Consider the following 20,500-nt stretch of genomic DNA (forward strand, 5'->3'; position numbering starts at 1 on the left):
CCTTTTTACGATGTCAAACCTTCAAATTCGAATGGCTAATGCCATTCGCGCTCTTTCAATGGATGCAGTTCAACAAGCAAACTCGGGGCATCCAGGTATGCCGATGGGCATGGCAGATATTGCTGTTGCCCTATGGAACGATCATTTGCAACACAATCCAACGGATCCACATTGGATGAACCGCGATCGCTTTGTTTTATCCAATGGTCATGGTTCGATGCTGCTCTACTCCTTGTTGCATCTCACCGGCTACGACTTACCGATTGGCGAGCTAAAAAATTTCCGTCAATTGCACAGTAAAACGCCTGGGCATCCCGAGTATGGAATCACTCCTGGGGTAGAGACCACGACAGGTCCATTAGGTCAAGGCATCTCTAATGCGGTTGGCATGGCGCTTGCTGAAAAATTATTAGCAGAAGAATTTAATCGTCCTGGCCACGACATCGTGAATCACTACACCTACGTATTTTTAGGTGATGGTTGTTTGATGGAGGGCATTAGTCATGAAGTCTGTTCATTGGCAGGTACTCTCAAGTTAAATAAACTGATTGCCTTATGGGATGACAACGGTATCTCAATCGATGGCAAGGTCGTGTCTTGGTTCAATGAAGACACGCCTAAACGTTTTGAAGCCTACGGCTGGAATGTGATTCGCAATGTGGATGGTCATGATGCTGAAGCAGTATCTGCGGCAATTGCACAGGCGAAGAAGAGCGACAAACCCTCCTTAATATGCTGTAAGACTGCGATTGGTCAGGGTGCGCCTAATATGGCTGGCAGCGATAAGGTGCATGGCTCTCCATTGGGTGCCGATGAAATCGCAGCGACTCGAGTTGCGCTCAATTGGCCTTATGCCCCTTTTGAAATTCCGCAAGATATTTATCAAGCCTGGGATTTTAAAAAGCGTGGTCAAGCGGTAGAGCATGAATGGAATAAAGATTTTCAGTCCTACAAAACAAAATATCCTGAGCTTGCTTCTGAATTGCAGCGTCGTATGCAGGGGGATTTATCAAAAGATTTTAGTAAGACTGTTAAAGAATATTTAGAGCGTTGCCAAAGCAAGGCAGAAACAATTGCAACTCGTAAGGCAAGTCAAAATGCGATCGAGGCTTTAGCTCCCGCACTTCCAGAATTCATGGGTGGCTCTGCTGATCTCACTGGATCGAACTTAACCAATTGGAGCGCTTGTAAACCCGTTCGAGCGAATCAATGGGGTAATCACATTAATTATGGTGTCCGAGAATTCGGTATGAGCGCCATCATGAATGGCATTGCTTTGCATGGCGGCTACATTCCTTTTGGCGGTACCTTTTTAACTTTCTCAGACTACAGTCGTAACGCCATCCGGATGGCGGCCTTGATGAAGTTACGGAGTATCTTTGTTTTTACCCATGACTCTATTGGTTTGGGTGAAGACGGTCCGACACATCAATCCGTTGAGCATGTTGCCAGCTTGCGTTTAATTCCAAACCTGATGGTTTGGCGTCCTTGCGATACCTCTGAAACAGCCGTGGCTTGGGCCTCTGCAGTAGAGCGTAAGCAGGGGCCAAGTGCTTTAATTTTCAGTCGGCAAAACTGCCCCTTCGTAGCTCGCAGTGCGCAGCAAATTAAAGATATTGCGCGGGGCGGCTACGTCTTGCGTGGTTCCAAATCTACGCCGGCTGCGGTGATTATGGCGACTGGCTCTGAAGTGGGATTGGCATTACAAACTGCAGAACGTTTAGAGGAAGAGGGTATTGCGATTTGGGTTGTCTCGATACCATCTACTACCGTATTTGATCAGCAAGATCCTGCATACAAAGCGAGCGTCTTGCCAGCTGGTGTACCTCGCATTGCAGTTGAGGCAGGCGTTAGTGATTTTTGGTGGAAGTATGCTTGCGCAGCAGTCCATGGTGTGGATACCTTTGGTGAGTCTGCGCCCGCTGCACAACTGTATGAATACTTTGGTTTAACTGTCGACCAGATTTCGAAAACAGTTCGACAAGTCATTAGTCAGCAATAAGTTCTGATTAACGAATAGATTTAAGATTAGCTAGGAAAAGAAGATGACGATTCGAGTTGCAATTAATGGTTATGGAAGAATTGGGCGCATGGTCTTGCGCGCCCTTTATGAGGATCAAGCCAACGGAAAGCCAAGGCGTGATATCAACATTGTGGCGATCAATGCGATGGGCGATATTGATATCAATGCCCATCTCACGCAATATGACTCAGCCCATGGACGCTTTCCTGGTGAGGTGAAGGTGGACGGCGATTGCATGGTGGTGAATGGTGATCGCATCAAGATGTTTTCGACCCGCAATCCATTGGAAACCCCTTGGGGCGAGTTGGGCGTCGATTTGGTATTGGAATGCTCTGGCAAGTTCACCTCTAAAGAAAAAGCGATGGTGCATATTCAGCAGGGCGCTAAGAAGGTGTTGATTTCTGCTCCAGGCGAAAAGGATGTTGATGCGACGATTGTCTATGGCGTGAATCAAAATGTATTGAAGCCAAGTGATATTGTTGTTTCAAATGCGAGTTGCACTACAAATTGTTTGGCGCCATTAGTCAAACCTCTGCTCGAAAAAATTGGTATTGAATCTGGTTTGATGACCACGATTCATGCCTTTACGAATGATCAAGTGCTCACCGATGTGTATCACAAGGATATGCGTCGAGCACGCTCTGCAGTCAGTAGCATGATTCCAACCAAGACCGGCGCTGCTAAAGCAGTAGGTTTGGTACTGCCTGCATTGGCTGGACGTTTTGATGGATTTGCGATGCGTGTCCCAGTGATCAATGTGTCAGTGGTCGATCTCACTTTTGCAGCGAGCCGCGCAACCAGCGTGGATGAGGTGAGTACGATCTTGAAGGCTGCGAGTGAGGGCGAATTAAAAGGCATTTTGGGATTCAATACCTTGCCTTTGGTATCGATCGACTTCAATCATGACCCCCGTCCCAGTATTTATGACGCTTCACAGACCCGAGTTTCTGCTGACGGTAAGTTAGTGAAAGTCTTGGCTTGGTACGACAATGAATGGGGTTATTCAGTGCAGATGCTCAACGCTGCTGAAGCCCTGATGGCAGTCAAATGAGCTCGATGGCTTAAAAAGCCAAAAAGTACCTGTTTTATGTGAAAAAGACCTCAAATTGAGGTCTTTTTTATTATTTCTGCTTATTTCTACAGTTTTTCTTGAGACAGTGTCCATACATTGCCAGAGCGTGCTCCTGAAGCTTGAAACCCAGGTTTTTGGCAATATCCTTTTGTCTTTTTTCAATTGCCTCGTCCACAAACTCTTCTACGTGGCCGCAGTCAAGGCAAACCAGGTGATCATGGTGCTGTCCTTCGTTAAGCTCATAAATTGCCCTACCGTCACCTTTGCTGGACTCAAAATGGCTCCTCAGGAGCAACCCAGCTTGCTCAAATTGGGTCAGTACCCGATAAACGGTGGCTAAGCCGATTTCATGGTCATCTTTTGCCAAGGCAACGTGGACATCCTCAGCACTGAAGTGGGTGCCCGCATTTTGATGGAAAAAATCCAAGATTTTCATTCTTGGACCAGTGGCTTTGAGGCCAATATCGCGTAAATCTGCAGTAGTAGGGTTTTGGTTCGTGGCCATGGCTTTGGGAGCTAAAATCAATGTCTTAATGATACGGCCAGCTATGCAAAATTGCTCTCAACTTTTTAGTCGTTTTTTAAAACCCTCTACGGAAGGTTTTTATGCATCTTTACGTCTAATTGGCTTTCTTGGGCTTTTGCTGGGGGTGCTTGGCATGAGTGCTTGCTCTACCGCGGTAGATGACACTCAGCGTGTTTGGGCTAATAAGATTTTTCAACCCTATGTTCCTGATGTGGTTCAGGGAAACTTTATTTCCAGCGAACAGTACTCCAAGTTGGAATTAGGGATGTCCCGTGAACAGGTTCGCCAAATCATGGGAACTCCTTTGCTTGCAGATTACTTTCACGCCAACCGTTGGGACTACGTGTTTGAATTTAAGCGTGATGGTCAGAAGATCGCAAAAGATCGTCGTGTCACGATATTTTTTGATGGAAACAAGGTCGTGAAATTTGATGGCGACGCACTGCCAACTGAGGTGGAATTGGTGGCTGAGATTGATGGTTACTCTAAAGTCAAACGCAGCTTTTGGCAAAGAATTACAGGGACTGGCAAAGGTCCAGTAACTCCTCCCTTGCAACAACCCGAATTATTAGTTCCTAGCAAAACTGAGGCCGTGTCGACAAGCTCAACACTTCCTGCTGGCGCTACAACAACAAGCGATAACAATACAACTACTACTAAGCAGTAGACAAAGAGATGACGATGAAAATTGCAATTGCCGGTGCTACTGGTCGGATGGGAAAGATGCTCATCGAGGCAGTACTCAACACACCTGACGCTCAACTGGTTGGAGCCCTTGAGCATACTGGCTCTACTCAGGTCGGCGAGGATGCCGGTGCATTTTTGGGTAAGAAAACAGGAGTCACGATCACCGCAGATATTGCTGCTGCACTAAGTGGTGCGGAATACTTGATTGATTTCACACGCCCTGAAGGAACGATGGCGCATTTGGCGATTGCGCAAAAGACCGGTAGCAAAATGATTATTGGCACTACCGGCTTGAATGCCGAGCAGCTCGATTCCCTCAAGATCGCTTCTAAAAATTTAGCAATCGTGTTTGCGCCCAATATGAGTGTGGGCGTGAATGTCACATTTAAGTTATTGGAAGTCGCAGCAAAAATGTTGAGCGAGGGCTATGACATTGAAGTTATCGAAGCGCATCATCGCCATAAAGTGGATGCTCCGTCCGGTACCGCTTTGCGCATGGGCGAGGTGATTGCTGAGGCTCTGGGAGAAAAGCTTGACGAAGTTGCCGTATATGCTCGTGAAGGTCACACTGGTGAGCGTAAGCAGGGCAGCATTGGCTTTGCGACTATTCGGGGTGGCGATATTGTGGGGGATCACACGGTCTTATTCGCAGGCGAAGGTGAGCGAATTGAGATTAGTCACAAATCGTCTAGCCGCCAGTCTTACGCTCAGGGCTCTTTGCGGGCTGCACGTTTTCTGCAAAAACAAGCAACAGGCTTATTCGATATGCAGGATGTATTGGGCTTGCGTAATTAAAACAAGAAGAAAAGAGTTGTTCTGAATGAGCAAGGATTATGACTACCGCAAAATAGAAGCGGCAGCACGAGCTGACTGGGAGTCGGCACAGGTTTATCGCGTCACTGAAGATGCCAAAGACTCTACAGGCAATCTAAAGCCGAAGTACTACGCTTGTTCCATGTTGCCCTATCCTTCGGGCAAGTTGCATATGGGTCACGTGCGCAACTACACCATCAATGATGTGATGGCACGTCAGCTCCGAATGCAGGGCTATAACGTTTTGATGCCCATGGGCTGGGATGCATTTGGTATGCCTGCCGAGAATGCAGCGATTCAGAATAAAGTACCTCCTGCAAAATGGACCTACGACAACATTGCTTATATGAAGAAGCAAATGGCTGCAATGGGCCTTGCAATTGACTGGTCTAGAGAGGTGGCTACTTGCAGTCCCGATTACTACCGCTGGAATCAGTGGCTCTTTTTAAAGATGTTGGAAAAAGGGATTGCTTATCGCAAAACTCAAGTAGTGAATTGGGATCCCATTGATCAAACGGTTTTAGCCAACGAACAAGTAATCGATGGGCGTGGCTGGCGTTCTGGTGCTTTAGTTGAGAAACGCGAAATTCCTGGTTACTACTTCAACATTACTGCTTATGCAGAATCCCTCTTAGATGGCCTGGAAGATTTAGGTTGGCCGGAGCGCGTCAAGACCATGCAGCAAAATTGGATTGGTAAAAGCAAAGGCGTTCGCTTCTCTTTTAAGCATGAGATAAAAGGACATGATGGCCAGTTTATTCAGGATGGTCGCTTGTATGTTTTTACCACCCGCCCAGATACGATTATGGGCGTCACTTTCTGTGCTGTAGCTGCCGAGCATCCATTGGCAACTAAGGCTGCTGCAAGCAATCCAGAGTTGGCTCGTTTTATTGAGAAATGCAAGCAGGGCAGTGTGATTGAAGCTGATCTCGCCACCCAAGAAAAAGAAGGTATGTTCACGGGCTTATATGTGACGCATCCTTTCACGGATGAGCCTATTCCTGTTTGGGTAGGCAATTATGTTTTGATGTCCTATGGCGATGGTGCCGTGATGGGTGTGCCGGCACATGATGAGCGTGACTTTGCTTTTGCCCTGAAATACGAGTTGCCAATCAAGCAAGTGATCGCCCAAAAAGGTGCTTCCTCCATGTTCAATGCTACGCATTGGCAAGACTGGTATGCACAGAAGGACTCGGTTGAATGCCTCAATAGCGGTCGCTACGATGGAATGTCTCATGATGAGGCCTTCCAGGCGGTAGCTGATGATTTAGCTAAGCTTGGCGTTGGAGAAATTAAAACGACTTATCGTTTGCGCGATTGGGGTATCTCCCGTCAGCGTTATTGGGGTACCCCCATTCCGATTATTCACTGTGGTGATGAGCAGCACCCTGGTTGCGGTGCGGTTCCAGTGCCTGAAGCAGATCTGCCGGTGGTATTACCAGAGGACTGCGTTCCAGACGGTAGTGGTAATCCACTTAATAAGCGTGCTGACTTCATTAACGTGAAGTGTCCTAAATGCGGTAAGCCTGCCAAGCGGGAAACTGACACTATGGATACCTTCGTTGATTCGTCTTGGTATTTCATGCGCTATGCAAACCCGGGCGCAGATTCGATGGTCGATGCCCGAAACGAATACTGGATGCCGATGGATCAATATATCGGTGGTATTGAGCACGCTATTTTGCATTTACTGTATGCGCGTTTTTGGACTAAGGTTATGTTTGACTTAGGCCTCATTTCTTTTAAAGAACCTTTTCAAAATTTATTAACGCAGGGTATGGTTCTGAATGAAACCTATTACTCTGAGGATGCTTCAGGCAAAAAGACTTGGCTCAATCCTTTGGATGTCGAGTTAGAGCTGGATGACAAGGGTCGTCCGCTGGGCGCCAAATTAACAGGAGATCCTTCAACACAAGTCATGATTGGCGGTGTTGAGAAGATGTCGAAGAGTAAAAATAATGGTGTTGATCCACAGTCGCTGATTGATGAATATGGTGCAGATACCGCTCGTTTATTTACGATGTTCGCTGCACCTCCTGAGCAGCAATTGGAGTGGTCCGGCGCAGGCGTAGATGGTGCATCCCGTTTCTTGCGGCGTGTGTGGGTTTATGCGAGCAGTCAAGCGCCGATCATTAGTGCAATGAGCAAGATAGATCTAGCGATCCCTTCTAAGCTCACCGATGCAGAAAAAGAATTGCGCCGTGAGGTGCATCACATTTTGAAGCAAGCGAATTTTGATTATCAACGTCGCCAATACAATACGGTGGTTTCTGCGGCTATGAAAATGCTGAACTTGCTTGAGCCATTTAAGTTGAACGAGGCATGCGCCATCGGTACCCCTGTATTGGCTGAATGCATCAGTATCTTGTTGCGTATTCTTTATCCCGTTGTGCCGCACATGACCCATGTGCTGTGGCAGGACTTGGGATATGCCCCTGCTTTTGGGCCCCTATTGGATGCACCATGGCCAGTGGTAGATGAGAGTGCCCTCATTCAGACAGAAATCAATCTCATGTTGCAAATCAACGGCAAGCTCAGGGGCGAGATTCGGGTGCCAGCAGAGGCCACTAAAGAGCAAATCGAGTCTCTAGCTTTGCAGAGCACACCAGCCATTAAAGCGCTGGATGGGGCAATTCCTAAAAAAGTGATTGTGGTTCCTGGCCGCCTCGTTAATATTGTGGCTTAACAAACTTATTAAATTGAAATACCGGGCAAATGAAGAGAACCAGCAAGCCACAACTTGAAATCGCATTGCTTAGCCCCCAAAGAAGGTCTTTACTTGCTTTGTTTGGAGCCTTGCCAATCATTTCTCTTGCGGGCTGTGGTTATCGCATGCGGGGGATGGTCGCAATCCCATATAAGGTTATTGCTATTACTGGTAATCCATCCCCACCATTGCGTGCAGATTTGCAGAGAGTGATTCTGACGGGAACGGATGCCAAGGTGGCGATCAATCCCAAGGATGCCGATCTGATTCTGGAGATTATTAACGATACTTCAGGTGAAGAAATTTTGGCTTACAACTCGAACGGCCAAGTTTCCGCCTATCGCCTGAATATTCGAGCAGGCTTCAGAGCTTACGATACTGCTGGTGGTGAAATCGTCCCCGATTCAGAAATTTATGTGACACGAGACTTGGACTTCTCGGTGTCAACCGTTTTGGCGGTGGACGCTCAAAAGCAGCAATTTCTCGGTGTCATGCGGTCTGATTTAGCAATTCAAATTTTGCGTCGCGTTGCTGCATCTGCTAAAGCCCCACAAGCTAAAAGTTTCTAGAGCATACGAATATCTCGCATGGTTAAAACGGATGCCTTTCAGGCTCATCTCAAGTCATTAACTGCAGCTAGTCATTTTTCTCCGCTATATGTTTTTAGTGGTGATGAGCCCTTATTGATGATGGAAGCAATGGATCAATTGCGCTCCAAGGCAAGACAGCTAGGGTATACCGAGCGTGAGGTGATGTTACAAGAGCGTGGTTTTGATTGGAGCGCACTACTCAATGCAGGCCAAACAATGTCCTTATTTGGCGATCGGCGCTGGATCGAATTGCGGATTCCGACAGGTAAGCCCGGTCGGGATGGCGCAGACGCACTGAAACAATTTGCTGCACAAGTCGCCTCTCAATCCAATCTAGACGGTCCAGAGACCATTGTGTGTATTGTTTTGCCTAGATTGGATATGAAGACTAAATCTTCAACATGGTTCGGTAGTCTCGACGAAGCAGGTATGGCGATTCAAATCGACTCTCTAGATCGTAGTCACTTACCCCATTGGATTGCAGGACGCCTCCAAAAACAGGGGCAAACCACTCAAAGCGGGCCTGAAGGTCAGCGCGCCCTGGAATTTATTGCGGAGCAGGTCGAAGGTAACTTGATTGCTGCCCATCAAGAAATTCAGAAACTAGGGCTTCTGTATCCTGCAGGTCAGTTATCAGAGGAGCAAATTCGTTCAGCGATTTTGAAGGTTGCTCGATATAACGTATTTGAGCTTAGCGAGGCGATGCTGGCAGGAGATTTGCCTCGGATCAATCGGATGCTCGATGGTCTCAAGGGCGAGGGTGAACCTTTGGTGTTGATTCTCTGGAGCGTAACCGAAGAGCTTCGGCTACTATCTAAGTTAAAGGCAGCAAGTGATGCTGGTGAGTCTGTTCAGCAATTATTGCGGGCTAATCGGGTTTGGGGTAATAAAGAAAGGCTTTATCCCGCTGCATTAAAGCGGGTTCAGGCCTCTCGATTACGTCAGGCTATACAGGTTGCGGCTGGCTTAGATCGTCAGTCAAAAGGATTGCATGCTGCCGAACTTCCGGGAGATCCTTGGGATGGTTTGCGTTTAGTCGGTAATTTATTGCGTTAAGAAAATATATGAGTACTTCTATTAAACAGATGATGCAAGAGATGGGTCAAAGAGCTCGAGTGGCATCGAGAGCGATGGCGCGCGCATCAAACGAACAAAAAAATCAAGCCCTTACTCAGATTGCTAAGGTCATACGTGAGAACGCTGCTGAAATTGTGCGCGTCAATTTACTTGACGTTCAGCAAGCAAAAGAAAATGGTCAGGATGCAGCTTTTATTGATCGTTTAACTATGACATCCAAAACGATTGAAAGTATGGCGTTAGGGTTGGAGCAAATTGTTACGCTTGCAGATCCCATTGGTCAGTTGAGCGCAGCAAAAAAGCAGCCTTCTGGAATCGAGATCTCACAAATGCGAGTGCCATTGGGAGTGATTGGCATCATCTACGAATCCCGTCCAAATGTCACGATTGATGCAGCTGCTCTTTGTCTAAAATCTGGCAATGCGGTGATATTACGTGGCGGATCAGAGGCAATTCATTCAAATACCCTTTTGGCAAAAATGATCCAAACCGGCTTAAGTGCCGCTGGTCTGCCGCAAGATGCTGTGCAAGTGGTCGAGACGGTAGACCGAGCTGCGGTTGGTGAAATGATCACCATGACTGCATATATCGATGTCATCGTACCTCGTGGTGGTAAGAGTTTGATTGCGCGTTTAATGTCAGAAGCACGAGTGCCCATGATTAAGCACTTGGATGGTATTTGTCATACCTATATTGATGCTGATGCGGATTTAGCAATGGCTGTGAAGATTTGTGATAACGCTAAAACGCAGCGCTATGCGCCATGTAATGCCATGGAAACTTTATTGGTTAATCAGAATATTGCTTCCCAAGTATTGCCTACCCTTTGCAAGATTTACCAAGATAAGGGCGTAGAGTTACGTGTCGATGCCGCCACCCGCAAGACGCTCGAGTCTGCAGGCTTTAAAGGCTTGGTAGACGCTCAAGAGGAAGATTGGTCAACGGAGTATCTGGCACCCATCTTATCGATTAAAACGGTCGCAAATCTTGATGAGGCTATGGGCCATATCGAGCGTTATGGCAGTAAGCATACCGATGCCATCATTACAAATAATCAAGCTCATGCCAATCGCTTCTTGCGTGAAGTGGATAGTGCGAGCGTGATGGTCAATGCCAGCACACGTTTTGCCGATGGCTTTGAATATGGCCTAGGTGCTGAAATCGGAATATCGAACGACAAGCTGCATGCTCGCGGACCAGTTGGCTTGGAGGGCCTAACTTCATTGAAGTACATCGTGATGGGTCACGGTGAAATTCGCACTTAAGATTAAAGGTTAAGCATGGGTAATGGGTATCTCTGGACTAAGACGATCCATATCGTTTTGATTGCTTCTTGGTTTGCTGGGCTATTTTATTTGCCTCGTATTTATGTCAATTTGGCTGAAGAAAAAAATACTGAAGCCTATGCTCGTCTTTTGGGGATGGCAGAGCGCCTGTTTCGTTTTATGACTATCCTGGCGATTCCTGCACTCTTGTGCGGTTTATTGCTATGGTTGTATTTTGGAATTGGGATGGGCGACGCCTGGTTGCACGCCAAATTATTCTGTGTGATTCTGGTGATTGGCTACCACCATGCTTGCTGGAGTCTATTGCAAAAATTTCGTCAGGGACGTAACACTCGCTCAGGCATTTGGTATCGCTGGTTTAATGAAGTGCCAGTTCTTCTCCTGCTCATCATCACTGCATTGGCAGTGATCAAACCGTAATCACTTTATAGATCGCCAGCCTCATGAGATTTTTTGTTGTTTGTCCTGGAGGCTTAGAAGCCCCACTTGCGCAAGAGTTGGCAGCCATTGCCGCGCGCCCAGATGCAAAAGCGCTAGGCAATTGGGTCATTGATCCAACACCCACCAGCCCAACGGGCGGGGTGGGTTTGGCAGGCCCGATCTCTGCCGCAATGGCTTTAAATCTTCACTCTCGAATTGCCAGTCGGGTGCTTCTACAGCTTGCTGAGGCCCCTTATCGACAGGAAGAGGACTTATACCGCCTTACGCATGGCTTGGCTTGGGAAGATTGGTTTACGCCACAGCAAACCTTGCGAGTGGATGTGACCGCCCACCGTTCTCCGCTCAAGAGTCTGAATTTTGCGACACTCAAAGTGAAAGATGCCATTGTTGATCGATTACGCGAGGTATCAGGCGATCGTCCCAGTATTGATACTGCCTTTCCAGATGTGCGCGTTCAGGTTCATTTGACTGCAAACCAGATGACAATTTACCTTGATACTTCAGGTGAAGCCTTGTTTAAGAGAGGCTGGCGTGATGAAAAAGGCGATGCACCGCTCAAGGAAAATTTAGCGGCAGGGATTTTGTCCATTACGGGATGGCAGCCTTCACAAACTTTGTTTGATCCGATGTGCGGTAGTGGTACTTTCTTGATCGAAGCCGCACAAATTGCCTTAGCCATTCCTTCTGGTGGAATCCGGGCTGGTTTATATGGAGAGGGTGCCAAACCGAGTAAGCTGGCTTATCGACCGTTGGTTACCTCGGAGCACGGCTTTGGTTTTGTGCGCCTCAAGCCATTTCAAGTAGAGGCTGAAGTCAAGAAATGGACCGCACTCAAAGAGGCTTCAAAAGCCGAAATGCTGGAGAAGCGCAAACAATTTCCCACGGCAGAGTCTTTGCAAATCAGTGGTAGCGACATTAATGAAAAACTGGTCGCGATGTTTAAAGGTAATTGGCAACGGGCTCAACTGCCAGATATGCCGATCGTTCGTCAAATTGATGCAATGGCGAGCAAGCCTCCTGCAGGTGCTCAAAAGCCCATCATGTTGCTGAACCCACCCTATGGTGAGCGTCTCGTGATTAAAGGCGGGAGGGGACGATCTGCTGCAGACGAGCAATCAGCAGAGCCAGAGGATCGCTTTAGTCAGAATTTAGAAACGGGTCGACAAATCGCTAAGCGCTCAAGTCGTGAATCCTTAAAACGTTTACAAGCGGAAGAGGAGCAGGATCCTCAGTTTGTCGAGTTCTTGCGCCAATTTGGTCAGCATTTAAAGGATGCTTTTGGAGCTTGGAGTGTTTTTGTTCTCACAGCCGATATGGCTTTACCCGGCCAACTCAGAATCAAAGAGTCTAAGCGCACCCCCTTATTTAATGGCCCCCTAGAATGCCGTCTCTTTAAATTTGAGATGCACGCTAAAAGAGACTCAGTTGCATAGTGAGCCGATTTATTGGCAATAGTGAATAATTAAGCTAAATCAAATACAAAATGGAGTGAGCAATGGAATTTAAGACCTATATGTGCCTCATTTGCGGCTGGGTTTATGACGAAGCAGCGGGATGTCCTGAAGAAGGTATTGCCCCTGGCACGTTATGGAAAGATGTGCCAATCAATTGGACTTGCCCTGAGTGCGGTGCGCGTAAAGAAGATTTTGAAATGATGGCTATTTAAGTCTGCGACAGGAATAGATCGTGGGACAAAACGAGGTTTTATTTGAGCGTGCGCAAAAAGTCATTCCAGGGGGAGTGAACTCTCCTGTTAGGGCATTTCGACAGGTAGGTGGAGTGCCGCGTTTTGTTAGTAAGGCCAATGGCCCTTATTTTTGGGATGCAGACAACAAACGCTATATCGATCTCATTATGTCCTGGGGTCCGATGATTGCAGGACATGCCCATCCTGAAATTGTGGAGGCAGTTCAAAAAGCAGCAACGAGCAGTTTTAGCTTTGGCGCTCCTACTGAAGGTGAGATTGAATTAGCCGAACGGATCTGCGGCTTGATGCCCAGTATCGAGCAGATCCGCATGGTATCGAGCGGCACCGAAGCAACGATGAGTGCCTTGCGATTGGCGCGCGGATATACCGGGCGTGATTTGATTGTGAAGTTTGAGGGTTGCTATCACGGCCATGCCGATAGCTTATTGGTTAAAGCAGGTTCTGGTTTACTCACATTTGCTGACTCTACTCAAAATGCCCCCTCTTCAGGAGGTGTCCCACAAGATGTCGTCAAACACACATTAGTCCTGCCTTATAACGATACATCTGCCATAGAGGCAGTCTTTCAGAAGCAGGGCGATCACATTGCTGCGGTGATTCTGGAGCCGATTGCTGGCAATATGAATTTGATTAAAGCTAAGCCAGAATTCTTAGCTGCGATCAGAAACCTCACCGCCCAGCATGGCGCTGTACTGATTTACGATGAAGTGATGACTGGATTTCGCGTCGCATTAGGTGGGGCGCAGTCACTCCAAGGCATCACTCCTGACCTCACCTGCTTGGGTAAGGTGATGGGGGGTGGTATGCCGATGGCGGCTTTTGGTGGCAAGCAGGAGATCATGTCCAAGCTTGCGCCACTGGGGACGGTATATCAAGCCGGCACACTGTCTGGTAATCCAGTTGCCGTAGCTGCAGGATTAAAAACCTTAGAGATTGTCGCAAGAGAAGGCTTTTATGAGTGCCTTGCTGGGCAGACAGAAAAACTGATGCTGGGATTAAAGACGGCGGCCGATCAAGCAGGAGTCCCTTTTGCAGTCGATAGCGTAGGCGGTATGTTTGGTTTTTACTTCACATCAGCAGTACCAACTTCATTTGCTGAAGTCACTCAATCAAATATTGAAGCATTCAAGCTATTTTTTCATGCGATGCTTGATGAAGGTGTTTACTTGGCGCCTTCAGCCTATGAGGCAGGCTTTACTTCTATTGCGCACGACAATGCGGTTGTGGAGCAAATTATTCAAGCGGCAGAAAAATCTTTTCAGAAGATTCAGTAAGCAGCAACACTGCGATATTTACATCCGCAGCGGGTGATCGTAGCCAGCCACTTGAACGAGTTGGAGTTTTCGTGAACTTGTCCCAGATTCTGGAATTTCTAGAGCGCTGAGTTTTCCGCCCCACACACAGCCCGTATCTAAACCAATGACATTGCCACGCTTGAGCAGTCCGAGCGTGGACCAATGCCCAAAGTAGATTAAGGCATCCTTAGTTTTTCGATTGGGCACCATAAACCAAGGCATATAGCCTTTAGGGCCAGCCTTCAAGCCTTCTTTGCTGACAAATTCCATGCGACCTGTTGGGGTGCAGAAGCGTAAGCGAGTTAAGGCGTTCGTGATGACACGCAGGCGCTCATATCCACTGAGTGAATTACTCCACTTTGTGGGAGTGTTGCCATACATATTGGCCAAGAAATCTTTATATGTTTTTTTGCGCAGCGCTTTTTCTACTTCTTGGGCATATTCAATCGTCTGATCGATGGTCCATTGAGGCAGCACACCAGCATGTACTGCTAAGAACTTTCCTTTATTGAGTGCTAAGGGGCGATTTCGTAACCAATGAATCAATTCTTTACGATCAGGCGCTGTGAGAATTTTGTCTACGGTATCAAGACCTCGGGGTTTGCGAATTCCAGCATCAATTGCCAATAGATGAAGATCATGATTGCCGAGAATGCATTCGATCCGACCCTTCTCTTGAAGCCGTTTGAGCAGACGCAAGCTTCCCAAAGAATCGGGACCACGATTTACCAAGTCTCCCAAGAAAATCATTTTTGATTTTTCAGGCAGCTTGCTAACCAATTTTTTGAGAGAAGGGGCACATCCTTGGACGTCACCCACTGCAAAGATTTTGCTCATGCCAAATTCTAAAGCGGAATCAAAAAATCATCAGACACTAAGCCGCCTTTTTAACGACGTTATAGCGAACCAGAGTCTTTTTACGAGCCTCATCATGATCGACAATCGGCATGGGGTAGTCGCGCCCTAACAGCAGTCCCGCGGCCTCAAGTTCAATATGGCCTGCTAGCCAGGGCGCATGAATCGATTTATTCGAGAGTTTCTCGAGCTGAGGCAGATAGCGTCGAATGAATTTACCCTCGGCATCAAACTTCTCAGATTGCGTGATGGGGTTGAAGATTCTGAAGTAGGGCTGCGCATCACAACCTGAAGAGGAGGCCCACTGCCAGCCACCATTGTTGGAGGACAACTCAAAGTCATTGAGGTGTTCAGCAAAATAAGCTTCACCCCAGCGCCAGTCAATACCAAGATCCTTAGTCAAAAAGCTTGCTACGACCATGCGCAGTCGATTGTGCATGTAGCCACTTTGATTGAGTTGGTGCATTGCTGCGTCCACTAAGGGATAGCCTGTTTTCCCCTCGCACCACGCGGTGAAGAGTTTCTTCGCAGTAGCGCCGCTTTCCCACTCAATCTTGTCATAGTCGGGCTTGAAAGCTTCTCCACTTGCAAGGCGAGGGTGGTTAGCCAGAATCATGAAATAAAAATCACGCCAGATGAGTTCACTGAGCCAAATGGTTGCGCCCATGCTACCTGCCAACATGCGGCGATGAGCCTCTCTAACCAAGCCTCGAATCGAGAGCATGCCAAAGCGAAGGTGCGTTGAGAGATAGCTGACACCTTTGATCGCCGGAAAATCTCGACCCATCTGATATTGATCAATGCGATGTAAAAAATCTTCTAAAAAATGTTCCCCACCTACTGCGCCTGGGGGTAAGTATGTTTCGATACCGGTTTGAGTAAAGCCCATCGATTTCAAAGAAGGAATCCCTCGGTCAAGCTTGGCGGGGATTGAAGCAAGCTGACCTTTCTGAGCAACGCAGTCATAGGGCGCCAGATCTTTTGCTTGCAAAGTTTTCAGCCAGTTATTTTTGTATGGCGTAAAGACTGAAAAAACCGTATTGGAATTGGTTAGAATTTCTTTTTTCTCAAAGATCACCTGATCTTTGAAGCTCTCGAAAGCGATCCCTGACTGAGCAAGAGTCGCCTCAATTTGCTCATCGCGAGAAATGGCTGTTGGTTCGTAGTCATGATTCACAAAAACCGTTTCAACTCCAAGCTCTTGAGCAATTTTCGGAATGCATTCGCTGGGCTTGCCAAATTGAACGATGAGTCCACCGCCTTGTTTACGAAGTGCTTGATCGAGTTGCGCTATACCCTGCCATATGAAATCCACCCGACGGTCTGCTTTGAGGCCTTGCTCATTTAAGCCCTGCTTTAGGAGCGGGGAAAGAATGGTCTGATCAAAGATAAAAGCCACCCAAACCTGTTGACTGTTCTTCAGAGCATGATGGAGGGCTGCATTGTCATACAGGCGAAGGTCACGGCGGAGCCATACAAGAGCTTTTTGCATAGGGAGTATCTTAGGGCTTATTGGTAAAAAGCGCTGAAACAGGGCTGATATTCTGTAAAATGACCCTATATGACTTCGGCCAATCAAGCTACCCCAGCTTCAGACCCAGCGTCTCCGATTTCCTATTCTGCAGACCACTTAGCGAATCAGTTCTTAATTGCAATGCCGGGCATGCTGGATGCCAATTTTGCTGGTTCCGTCATCTATCTTTTTGACCACACCGAACGGGGTGCGATGGGTCTGGTGATTAATCGACCCACTGAAGTTGATTTGGCAAGTCTGTTTGACAGAATCGAGCTTAAGCTTGAAATTACCCCCCTGCTAGAGCAACCTGTTTACTTTGGCGGGCCAGTTCAGGTCGAGCGGGGCTTTGTGCTGCATGAAACCATCCCTGAAGCCGCATACCGTTCCTCGCTAGTAGTGCCGGGAGGCTTGACCATGACTACCTCTAAAGATGTTTTAGAAGATGTCGCAATCGGCAATGGGCCTAAGCGATTTTTGATGACCTTAGGTTATGCTGGCTGGGGCGCAGGTCAACTTGAAGAAGAGATTACTTTGAACGGCTGGATGAATGTCCCTGTATCTCAAGCTCAAATCAGCGACATCATTTTTGACACGCCATCGAGTCAGCGCTACGAGAGAACCATGGGGCATCTGGGTTTTGATATCTCACATCTCTCAGGTGAGGCCGGTCATGCCTAGTCCCCTTACTGTAATGGGATTTGACTATGGCACGCGCAGAATTGGGGTTGCGATCGGAAATACATTGAGTTGTACTACGCAAGCATTAGCGGTCATTGCCAAAGATCATGAAGATGCCCGTTTTGCCGCTATTGCGTCTTTATTAAAAGAGTGGGCCCCTAATCTCTTGGTGGTCGGGCTACCAACCCACCCTGATGGAGCCGCACATGAAATGACGAGTAAAGCCCAGCGTTTTGGCAATCAGCTTGCCGGCCGGTTCAAATTGCCTGTGGCATGGGTCGATGAGCGCTATAGCTCGGTAGTTTTAGAGGGCGATTCCCAGATGCGGGACAATTTGGATGCGCACTCTGCAGCATTGCTCCTGGAGCAGTATTTTGCAGAGCACCCCTTTAACGGAAATTGAATATGACGAATGCTGAAGACTTATATGCCAAGCTACTCAAGCATTTGCGTGAGCGCAAGGCTCCCTATGAACTCGCCGGACTAGCTATGGGCGGCGCGTGGATCGCAGAGCGCTTAGCACGGGATTTGGCTTTGCCACACTACGGCGTGATTAATGTCGCCTTTCATCGCGATGACTACGCAGAGAAGGGGATGACTGCATTACGCACTGCTAGCACAATGCCTACTGACCTGCCATTTGAAGTAGCAGGCGCCCATATTATTTTGCTAGATGATGTTTTGTTGACCGGTAGAACCGTGCGCGCTGCGCTCAACGAATTATTTGATTTTGGCAGACCTGCCAGTGTTGAGCTGATGGTTTTGGCTGATCGAGGTAAGCGTGAGCTGCCAGTGATGGCGGACTTTGTTGGCGAAGCAGTGAGTATTCCGGATCACCAAATTTTGGTCTTAGATAAGAATCCATCCGGACAATTTCGTTTTCAAATTGAGGAGCGCGCTTGATGAGCGAAGCCAGTAAAACCGTGAATCAATTGAATACCGAAGGCAATTTAAGACATCTCTTAACGCTTGAGGGAATGCCAAAAGAGCAGATTATTTACATCCTGGATACCGCAAAACAATTTGTGAGCGTTACTGATCCAGCTAGAGAAGTCAAGAAGGTGCCTTTACTGCGTGGTAAGAGTGTATTTAATCTCTTCTTTGAAAACTCGACTCGCACTCGCACCACTTTTGAGATTGCTGCCAACCGTTTATCCGCAGATGTCATTAATCTCGATATCTCGACCTCATCAACTGCAAAGGGTGAGAGTCTATTGGATACGATTGATAACCTGGTTGCAATGCAGGCCGATATTTTTGTCGTACGCCATAGTGTTTCTAAAGCCCCCATTGAGATCGCTCAACATGTGCCTGATCATGTGCACGTTGTCAATGCAGGTGATGGCAGTCATCAACATCCGACCCAGGGTTTGTTGGACATGTACACGATGCGCCACTTTAAGAAAGAATTCAAAGGCTTGAAGGTTGCCATCATTGGAGACATCGTCCATAGTCGTGTAGCTAAATCCAATATCTTTGCTTTAAGAACATTGGGTTGTGAAGATATCCATGTGATCGGCCCTGAAAGTCTGTTGCCAAAAGATTTGGATATGTTGGGTGTGAAAGTTTTCCACAATATGGAAGAAGGCTTGAAGGGGGTTGATGTTGTGATGACCTTGCGCATCCAGAAGGAGCGCATGGAAGCGGGTCAAGTACCTGAGGGCGATGCCTTCTTTAAACAATATGGTTTAACGCCTGCCAGATTAGCCCTTGCAAAACCAGATGCGATTGTGATGCATCCCGGTCCAATGAATCGCGGGGTCGAGATCGATTCAGCAGTGGCTGACGGTCCTCAATCGGTGATTCTGAATCAAGTTACTTTTGGCATCGCAGTGCGGATGGCGGTCATGTCTATTGTGGCTGGTAACTAACCTGTATTTAGTAAAGCTAGCCTAATCATGTCTGCAGATCAGCGCTGGCTTATTTTGTCACATGGCTTCAACATGGATGGCCGCGCTGCGAGTCAAACCATTACTGACAAAATGCCCTATCTTTTAGAGGCCGGCATCCAGCCAATCGTTTTCAGTGCAATTACTGGTATTCAGGATCAGCGCTTTCCGCATCGACAATTTCTGGCTTGGGGGCCATCTGCTTTTCGCTTTGACTTCCGCCATTGGTTTGCAAATCAATATGGGCGAGGAATTGCATATAAAGTGATTACCGGCGCGATCTCCATCTGCCTGTCGCCCTTGATTGCCTTAGAAAAATTGTTCTTGGGTTACTCGAGCCAGTGGTCATGGGCGATGCCCGCTTTTTTACATGGACTCAAATTCATCAGAGCAGGCCAGATCGATTTGGTCTACAGCACTGGCGGCGCATGGTCTGCACATCTTGCTGCCTTATGGCTTAAGAAAGCCACCGGTGTGAAATGGTTGGCAGAGATTCATGATCCGATGGTCATTCGCAGCAGTCCTGAAGATATTGGTACTGCGATCCCCAAGAATCGGGATGCACGATTTAGACAATATCTAGAGCAGCAGATTGTTGAGCATGCAGATGAGGTTTGGTGGTTTACTGATGGCGCTTTACATTTCGCTAAGCAGCGCAATCCCGCCTTGAATACAGCAAGACATGCACATGGTTTTGTAGTCTTGCCTGGAGCCGAGCCACCCGGGGGTTTAAGTGCCACAAAGCCACACGTTTATTCCAATAAACTCAATCTGTCCCACTCTGGATCCTTGGCAAACGATCGTTCACTATCCATCATCTTGATGGCCTTGGATACTTTGTTGAAAAAATATCCTGAGGCGCGCAATGATATTCGTATTCATGCTTACGGAGCAGCTCTAGATTCACTCAGCCAGGAGGCAATTCAGAAAGGAGACTATCAAGATATTCTGATTGCCCATGGTCGCCTTGAGAGAGATCCTCAAACCGGTAAGTCTGGGCGTGAGCGCGTAGTTGAAAAAATGCAGGAAGCGGATGTTCTGATTCTCTTACATGGCAATGATGAATGGTGCGCAGAATACATTCCCTCGAAGTTCTACGAGTACCTTTGGACGGGAAGGCCGATTTGGGGAATTACGCATCACAATCCTCAGCTCGATGCCATGCTTAATGAGCGTGGCGCATATTTAAGTACAAACGGTGATGCTGATGGTATTGTCAGAACTCTTGAGAAGATCTGGCTAGACTGGAAAAATCAAGGTTTAATAGAGCCTAAATGGCAGCCGATTGGCGTTGACCAAGCAGTTGCTAGAATTTTGTTAGAAACGAAATAGACCCT

20 protein-coding genes are annotated in these 20,500 nt (G+C 47.5%); 17 read left to right on the top strand and 3 right to left on the bottom strand.

From position 1 onward, the window contains the following. Positions 1-10 precede the first annotated feature (10 nt). A complete protein-coding gene (gene tkt / locus ICU98_RS01185; RefSeq protein WP_251365358.1) occupies positions 11-2,002 on the top strand; it encodes a transketolase in 1,992 nt (663 codons plus the stop codon). A 43-nt stretch (positions 2,003-2,045) separates the two neighbouring features. Further along, entirely contained in the window at positions 2,046-3,074 is a 1,029-nt protein-coding gene (gene gap / locus ICU98_RS01190; RefSeq protein WP_215352330.1) for a type I glyceraldehyde-3-phosphate dehydrogenase, read from the top strand. 70 nt (positions 3,075-3,144) lie between these two features. On the opposite strand, the gene fur is transcribed toward gap, so the two are convergent. Continuing rightward, a complete protein-coding gene (gene fur, locus ICU98_RS01195) occupies positions 3,145-3,600 on the bottom strand; it encodes a ferric iron uptake transcriptional regulator (RefSeq protein ID WP_215352331.1) in 456 nt (151 codons plus the stop codon). Positions 3,601-3,754: 154 nt separating this feature from the next. Between fur and ICU98_RS01200 the strand changes: the two genes are divergently transcribed. The 10 genes from ICU98_RS01200 (at position 3,755) to hemL (ending at position 14,204) form a co-directional block, all read left to right on the top strand. Continuing rightward, complete coding sequence (locus ICU98_RS01200; protein ID WP_251365359.1) at positions 3,755-4,288, top strand: outer membrane protein assembly factor BamE; 534 nt, start codon at positions 3,755-3,757, stop codon at positions 4,286-4,288. 14 nt (positions 4,289-4,302) lie between these two features. Beyond that, on the top strand, positions 4,303-5,103 hold the full coding sequence (gene dapB, locus ICU98_RS01205) for a 4-hydroxy-tetrahydrodipicolinate reductase (protein ID WP_215352333.1): 801 nt from the start codon (positions 4,303-4,305) through the stop codon (positions 5,101-5,103). A gap of 25 nt (positions 5,104-5,128) precedes the next feature. After that, on the top strand, positions 5,129-7,807 hold the full coding sequence (gene leuS / locus ICU98_RS01210) for a leucine--tRNA ligase (RefSeq protein WP_215352334.1): 2,679 nt from the start codon (positions 5,129-5,131) through the stop codon (positions 7,805-7,807). Between the two features lie 29 nt (positions 7,808-7,836). Continuing rightward, positions 7,837-8,397 (top strand): LPS assembly lipoprotein LptE, encoded by a 561-nt coding sequence (gene lptE, locus ICU98_RS01215; protein ID WP_215352335.1) that lies wholly within the window; start codon positions 7,837-7,839, stop codon positions 8,395-8,397. Positions 8,398-8,415: 18 nt separating this feature from the next. Continuing rightward, entirely contained in the window at positions 8,416-9,474 is a 1,059-nt protein-coding gene (gene holA / locus ICU98_RS01220) for a DNA polymerase III subunit delta (protein WP_215352336.1), read from the top strand. An 8-nt stretch (positions 9,475-9,482) separates the two neighbouring features. Then, the gene (locus ICU98_RS01225; protein WP_215352337.1) at positions 9,483-10,760 is read left to right on the top strand and encodes a glutamate-5-semialdehyde dehydrogenase; all 1,278 of its coding nucleotides are present in this window, start codon (positions 9,483-9,485) and stop codon (positions 10,758-10,760) included. A 15-nt stretch (positions 10,761-10,775) separates the two neighbouring features. Beyond that, positions 10,776-11,201 carry a CopD family protein gene (locus tag ICU98_RS01230; protein WP_215336939.1) on the top strand — a complete coding sequence of 142 codons (426 nt, stop codon included), beginning with the start codon at positions 10,776-10,778 and terminating at the stop codon, positions 11,199-11,201. Between the two features lie 23 nt (positions 11,202-11,224). Next, positions 11,225-12,655, top strand: coding sequence for a class I SAM-dependent RNA methyltransferase (locus ICU98_RS01235; protein ID WP_215352338.1), 1,431 nt, complete (start codon positions 11,225-11,227; stop codon positions 12,653-12,655). A gap of 62 nt (positions 12,656-12,717) precedes the next feature. Continuing rightward, positions 12,718-12,888, top strand: a complete 171-nt coding sequence (locus ICU98_RS01240; protein WP_215352339.1) for a rubredoxin — start codon at positions 12,718-12,720, stop codon at positions 12,886-12,888. Positions 12,889-12,908: 20 nt separating this feature from the next. Next, positions 12,909-14,204, top strand: a complete 1,296-nt coding sequence (gene hemL / locus ICU98_RS01245; protein WP_215352340.1) for a glutamate-1-semialdehyde 2,1-aminomutase — start codon at positions 12,909-12,911, stop codon at positions 14,202-14,204. Between the two features lie 18 nt (positions 14,205-14,222). On the opposite strand, the gene ICU98_RS01250 is transcribed toward hemL, so the two are convergent. Both ICU98_RS01250 and ICU98_RS01255 read right to left on the bottom strand, forming a co-directional pair. Next, positions 14,223-15,062, bottom strand: a complete 840-nt coding sequence (locus ICU98_RS01250; RefSeq protein ID WP_215334851.1) for a symmetrical bis(5'-nucleosyl)-tetraphosphatase — start codon at positions 15,060-15,062, stop codon at positions 14,223-14,225. A 37-nt stretch (positions 15,063-15,099) separates the two neighbouring features. Continuing rightward, positions 15,100-16,572, bottom strand: a complete 1,473-nt coding sequence (locus ICU98_RS01255) for a deoxyribodipyrimidine photo-lyase (protein ID WP_215352341.1) — start codon at positions 16,570-16,572, stop codon at positions 15,100-15,102. A 117-nt stretch (positions 16,573-16,689) separates the two neighbouring features. Between ICU98_RS01255 and ICU98_RS01260 the strand changes: the two genes are divergently transcribed. From ICU98_RS01260 to ICU98_RS01280, 5 genes are read left to right on the top strand one after another with little or no spacing between them, the layout of a single operon-like run. Further along, positions 16,690-17,274, top strand: a complete 585-nt coding sequence (locus ICU98_RS01260) for a YqgE/AlgH family protein (protein ID WP_215353039.1) — start codon at positions 16,690-16,692, stop codon at positions 17,272-17,274. Continuing rightward, positions 17,267-17,677, top strand: a complete 411-nt coding sequence (gene ruvX / locus ICU98_RS01265) for a Holliday junction resolvase RuvX (RefSeq protein WP_215352342.1) — start codon at positions 17,267-17,269, stop codon at positions 17,675-17,677. Before ICU98_RS01260 ends, ruvX begins: the two co-directional genes overlap by 8 nt. Further along, a complete protein-coding gene (gene pyrR / locus ICU98_RS01270; RefSeq protein WP_215334857.1) occupies positions 17,674-18,177 on the top strand; it encodes a bifunctional pyr operon transcriptional regulator/uracil phosphoribosyltransferase PyrR in 504 nt (167 codons plus the stop codon). The genes ruvX and pyrR overlap by 4 nt, the downstream gene beginning before the upstream one ends. Then, entirely contained in the window at positions 18,177-19,145 is a 969-nt protein-coding gene (locus tag ICU98_RS01275; protein ID WP_215334859.1) for an aspartate carbamoyltransferase catalytic subunit, read from the top strand. The genes pyrR and ICU98_RS01275 overlap by 1 nt, the downstream gene beginning before the upstream one ends. A 27-nt stretch (positions 19,146-19,172) precedes the next feature. Further along, entirely contained in the window at positions 19,173-20,495 is a 1,323-nt protein-coding gene (locus tag ICU98_RS01280; RefSeq protein ID WP_215352343.1) for a glycosyltransferase, read from the top strand. Positions 20,496-20,500: the final 5 nt, after the last annotated feature.

The sequence above is a fragment of the Polynucleobacter sp. MWH-P3-07-1 genome (assembly GCF_018687555.1).
Classification (GTDB): domain Bacteria; phylum Pseudomonadota; class Gammaproteobacteria; order Burkholderiales; family Burkholderiaceae; genus Polynucleobacter.

Bases quoted from the DNA above. Each gene is read 5' to 3' on its own strand.
- tkt (WP_251365358.1), top strand. From the start codon at position 11: ATGTCAAACCTTCAAATTCGAATGGCTAATGCCATTCGCGCTCTTTCA.
- leuS (WP_215352334.1), top strand. From the start codon at position 5,129: ATGAGCAAGGATTATGACTACCGCAAAATAGAAGCGGCAGCACGAGCT.
- ICU98_RS01255 (WP_215352341.1), bottom strand. From the start codon at position 16,572: ATGCAAAAAGCTCTTGTATGGCTCCGCCGTGACCTTCGCCTGTATGAC.
- ICU98_RS01235 (WP_215352338.1), top strand. From the start codon at position 11,225: ATGAGATTTTTTGTTGTTTGTCCTGGAGGCTTAGAAGCCCCACTTGCG.
- holA (WP_215352336.1), top strand. From the start codon at position 8,416: ATGGTTAAAACGGATGCCTTTCAGGCTCATCTCAAGTCATTAACTGCA.
- ICU98_RS01280 (WP_215352343.1), top strand. From the start codon at position 19,173: ATGTCTGCAGATCAGCGCTGGCTTATTTTGTCACATGGCTTCAACATG.
- ICU98_RS01225 (WP_215352337.1), top strand. From the start codon at position 9,483: ATGAGTACTTCTATTAAACAGATGATGCAAGAGATGGGTCAAAGAGCT.
- lptE (WP_215352335.1), top strand. From the start codon at position 7,837: ATGAAGAGAACCAGCAAGCCACAACTTGAAATCGCATTGCTTAGCCCC.
- dapB (WP_215352333.1), top strand. From the start codon at position 4,303: ATGAAAATTGCAATTGCCGGTGCTACTGGTCGGATGGGAAAGATGCTC.
- ICU98_RS01275 (WP_215334859.1), top strand. From the start codon at position 18,177: ATGAGCGAAGCCAGTAAAACCGTGAATCAATTGAATACCGAAGGCAAT.
- ICU98_RS01200 (WP_251365359.1), top strand. From the start codon at position 3,755: ATGAGTGCTTGCTCTACCGCGGTAGATGACACTCAGCGTGTTTGGGCT.
- ruvX (WP_215352342.1), top strand. From the start codon at position 17,267: ATGCCTAGTCCCCTTACTGTAATGGGATTTGACTATGGCACGCGCAGA.
- ICU98_RS01230 (WP_215336939.1), top strand. From the start codon at position 10,776: ATGGGTAATGGGTATCTCTGGACTAAGACGATCCATATCGTTTTGATT.
- ICU98_RS01240 (WP_215352339.1), top strand. From the start codon at position 12,718: ATGGAATTTAAGACCTATATGTGCCTCATTTGCGGCTGGGTTTATGAC.
- gap (WP_215352330.1), top strand. From the start codon at position 2,046: ATGACGATTCGAGTTGCAATTAATGGTTATGGAAGAATTGGGCGCATG.
- fur (WP_215352331.1), bottom strand. From the start codon at position 3,600: ATGGCCACGAACCAAAACCCTACTACTGCAGATTTACGCGATATTGGC.
- ICU98_RS01250 (WP_215334851.1), bottom strand. From the start codon at position 15,062: ATGAGCAAAATCTTTGCAGTGGGTGACGTCCAAGGATGTGCCCCTTCT.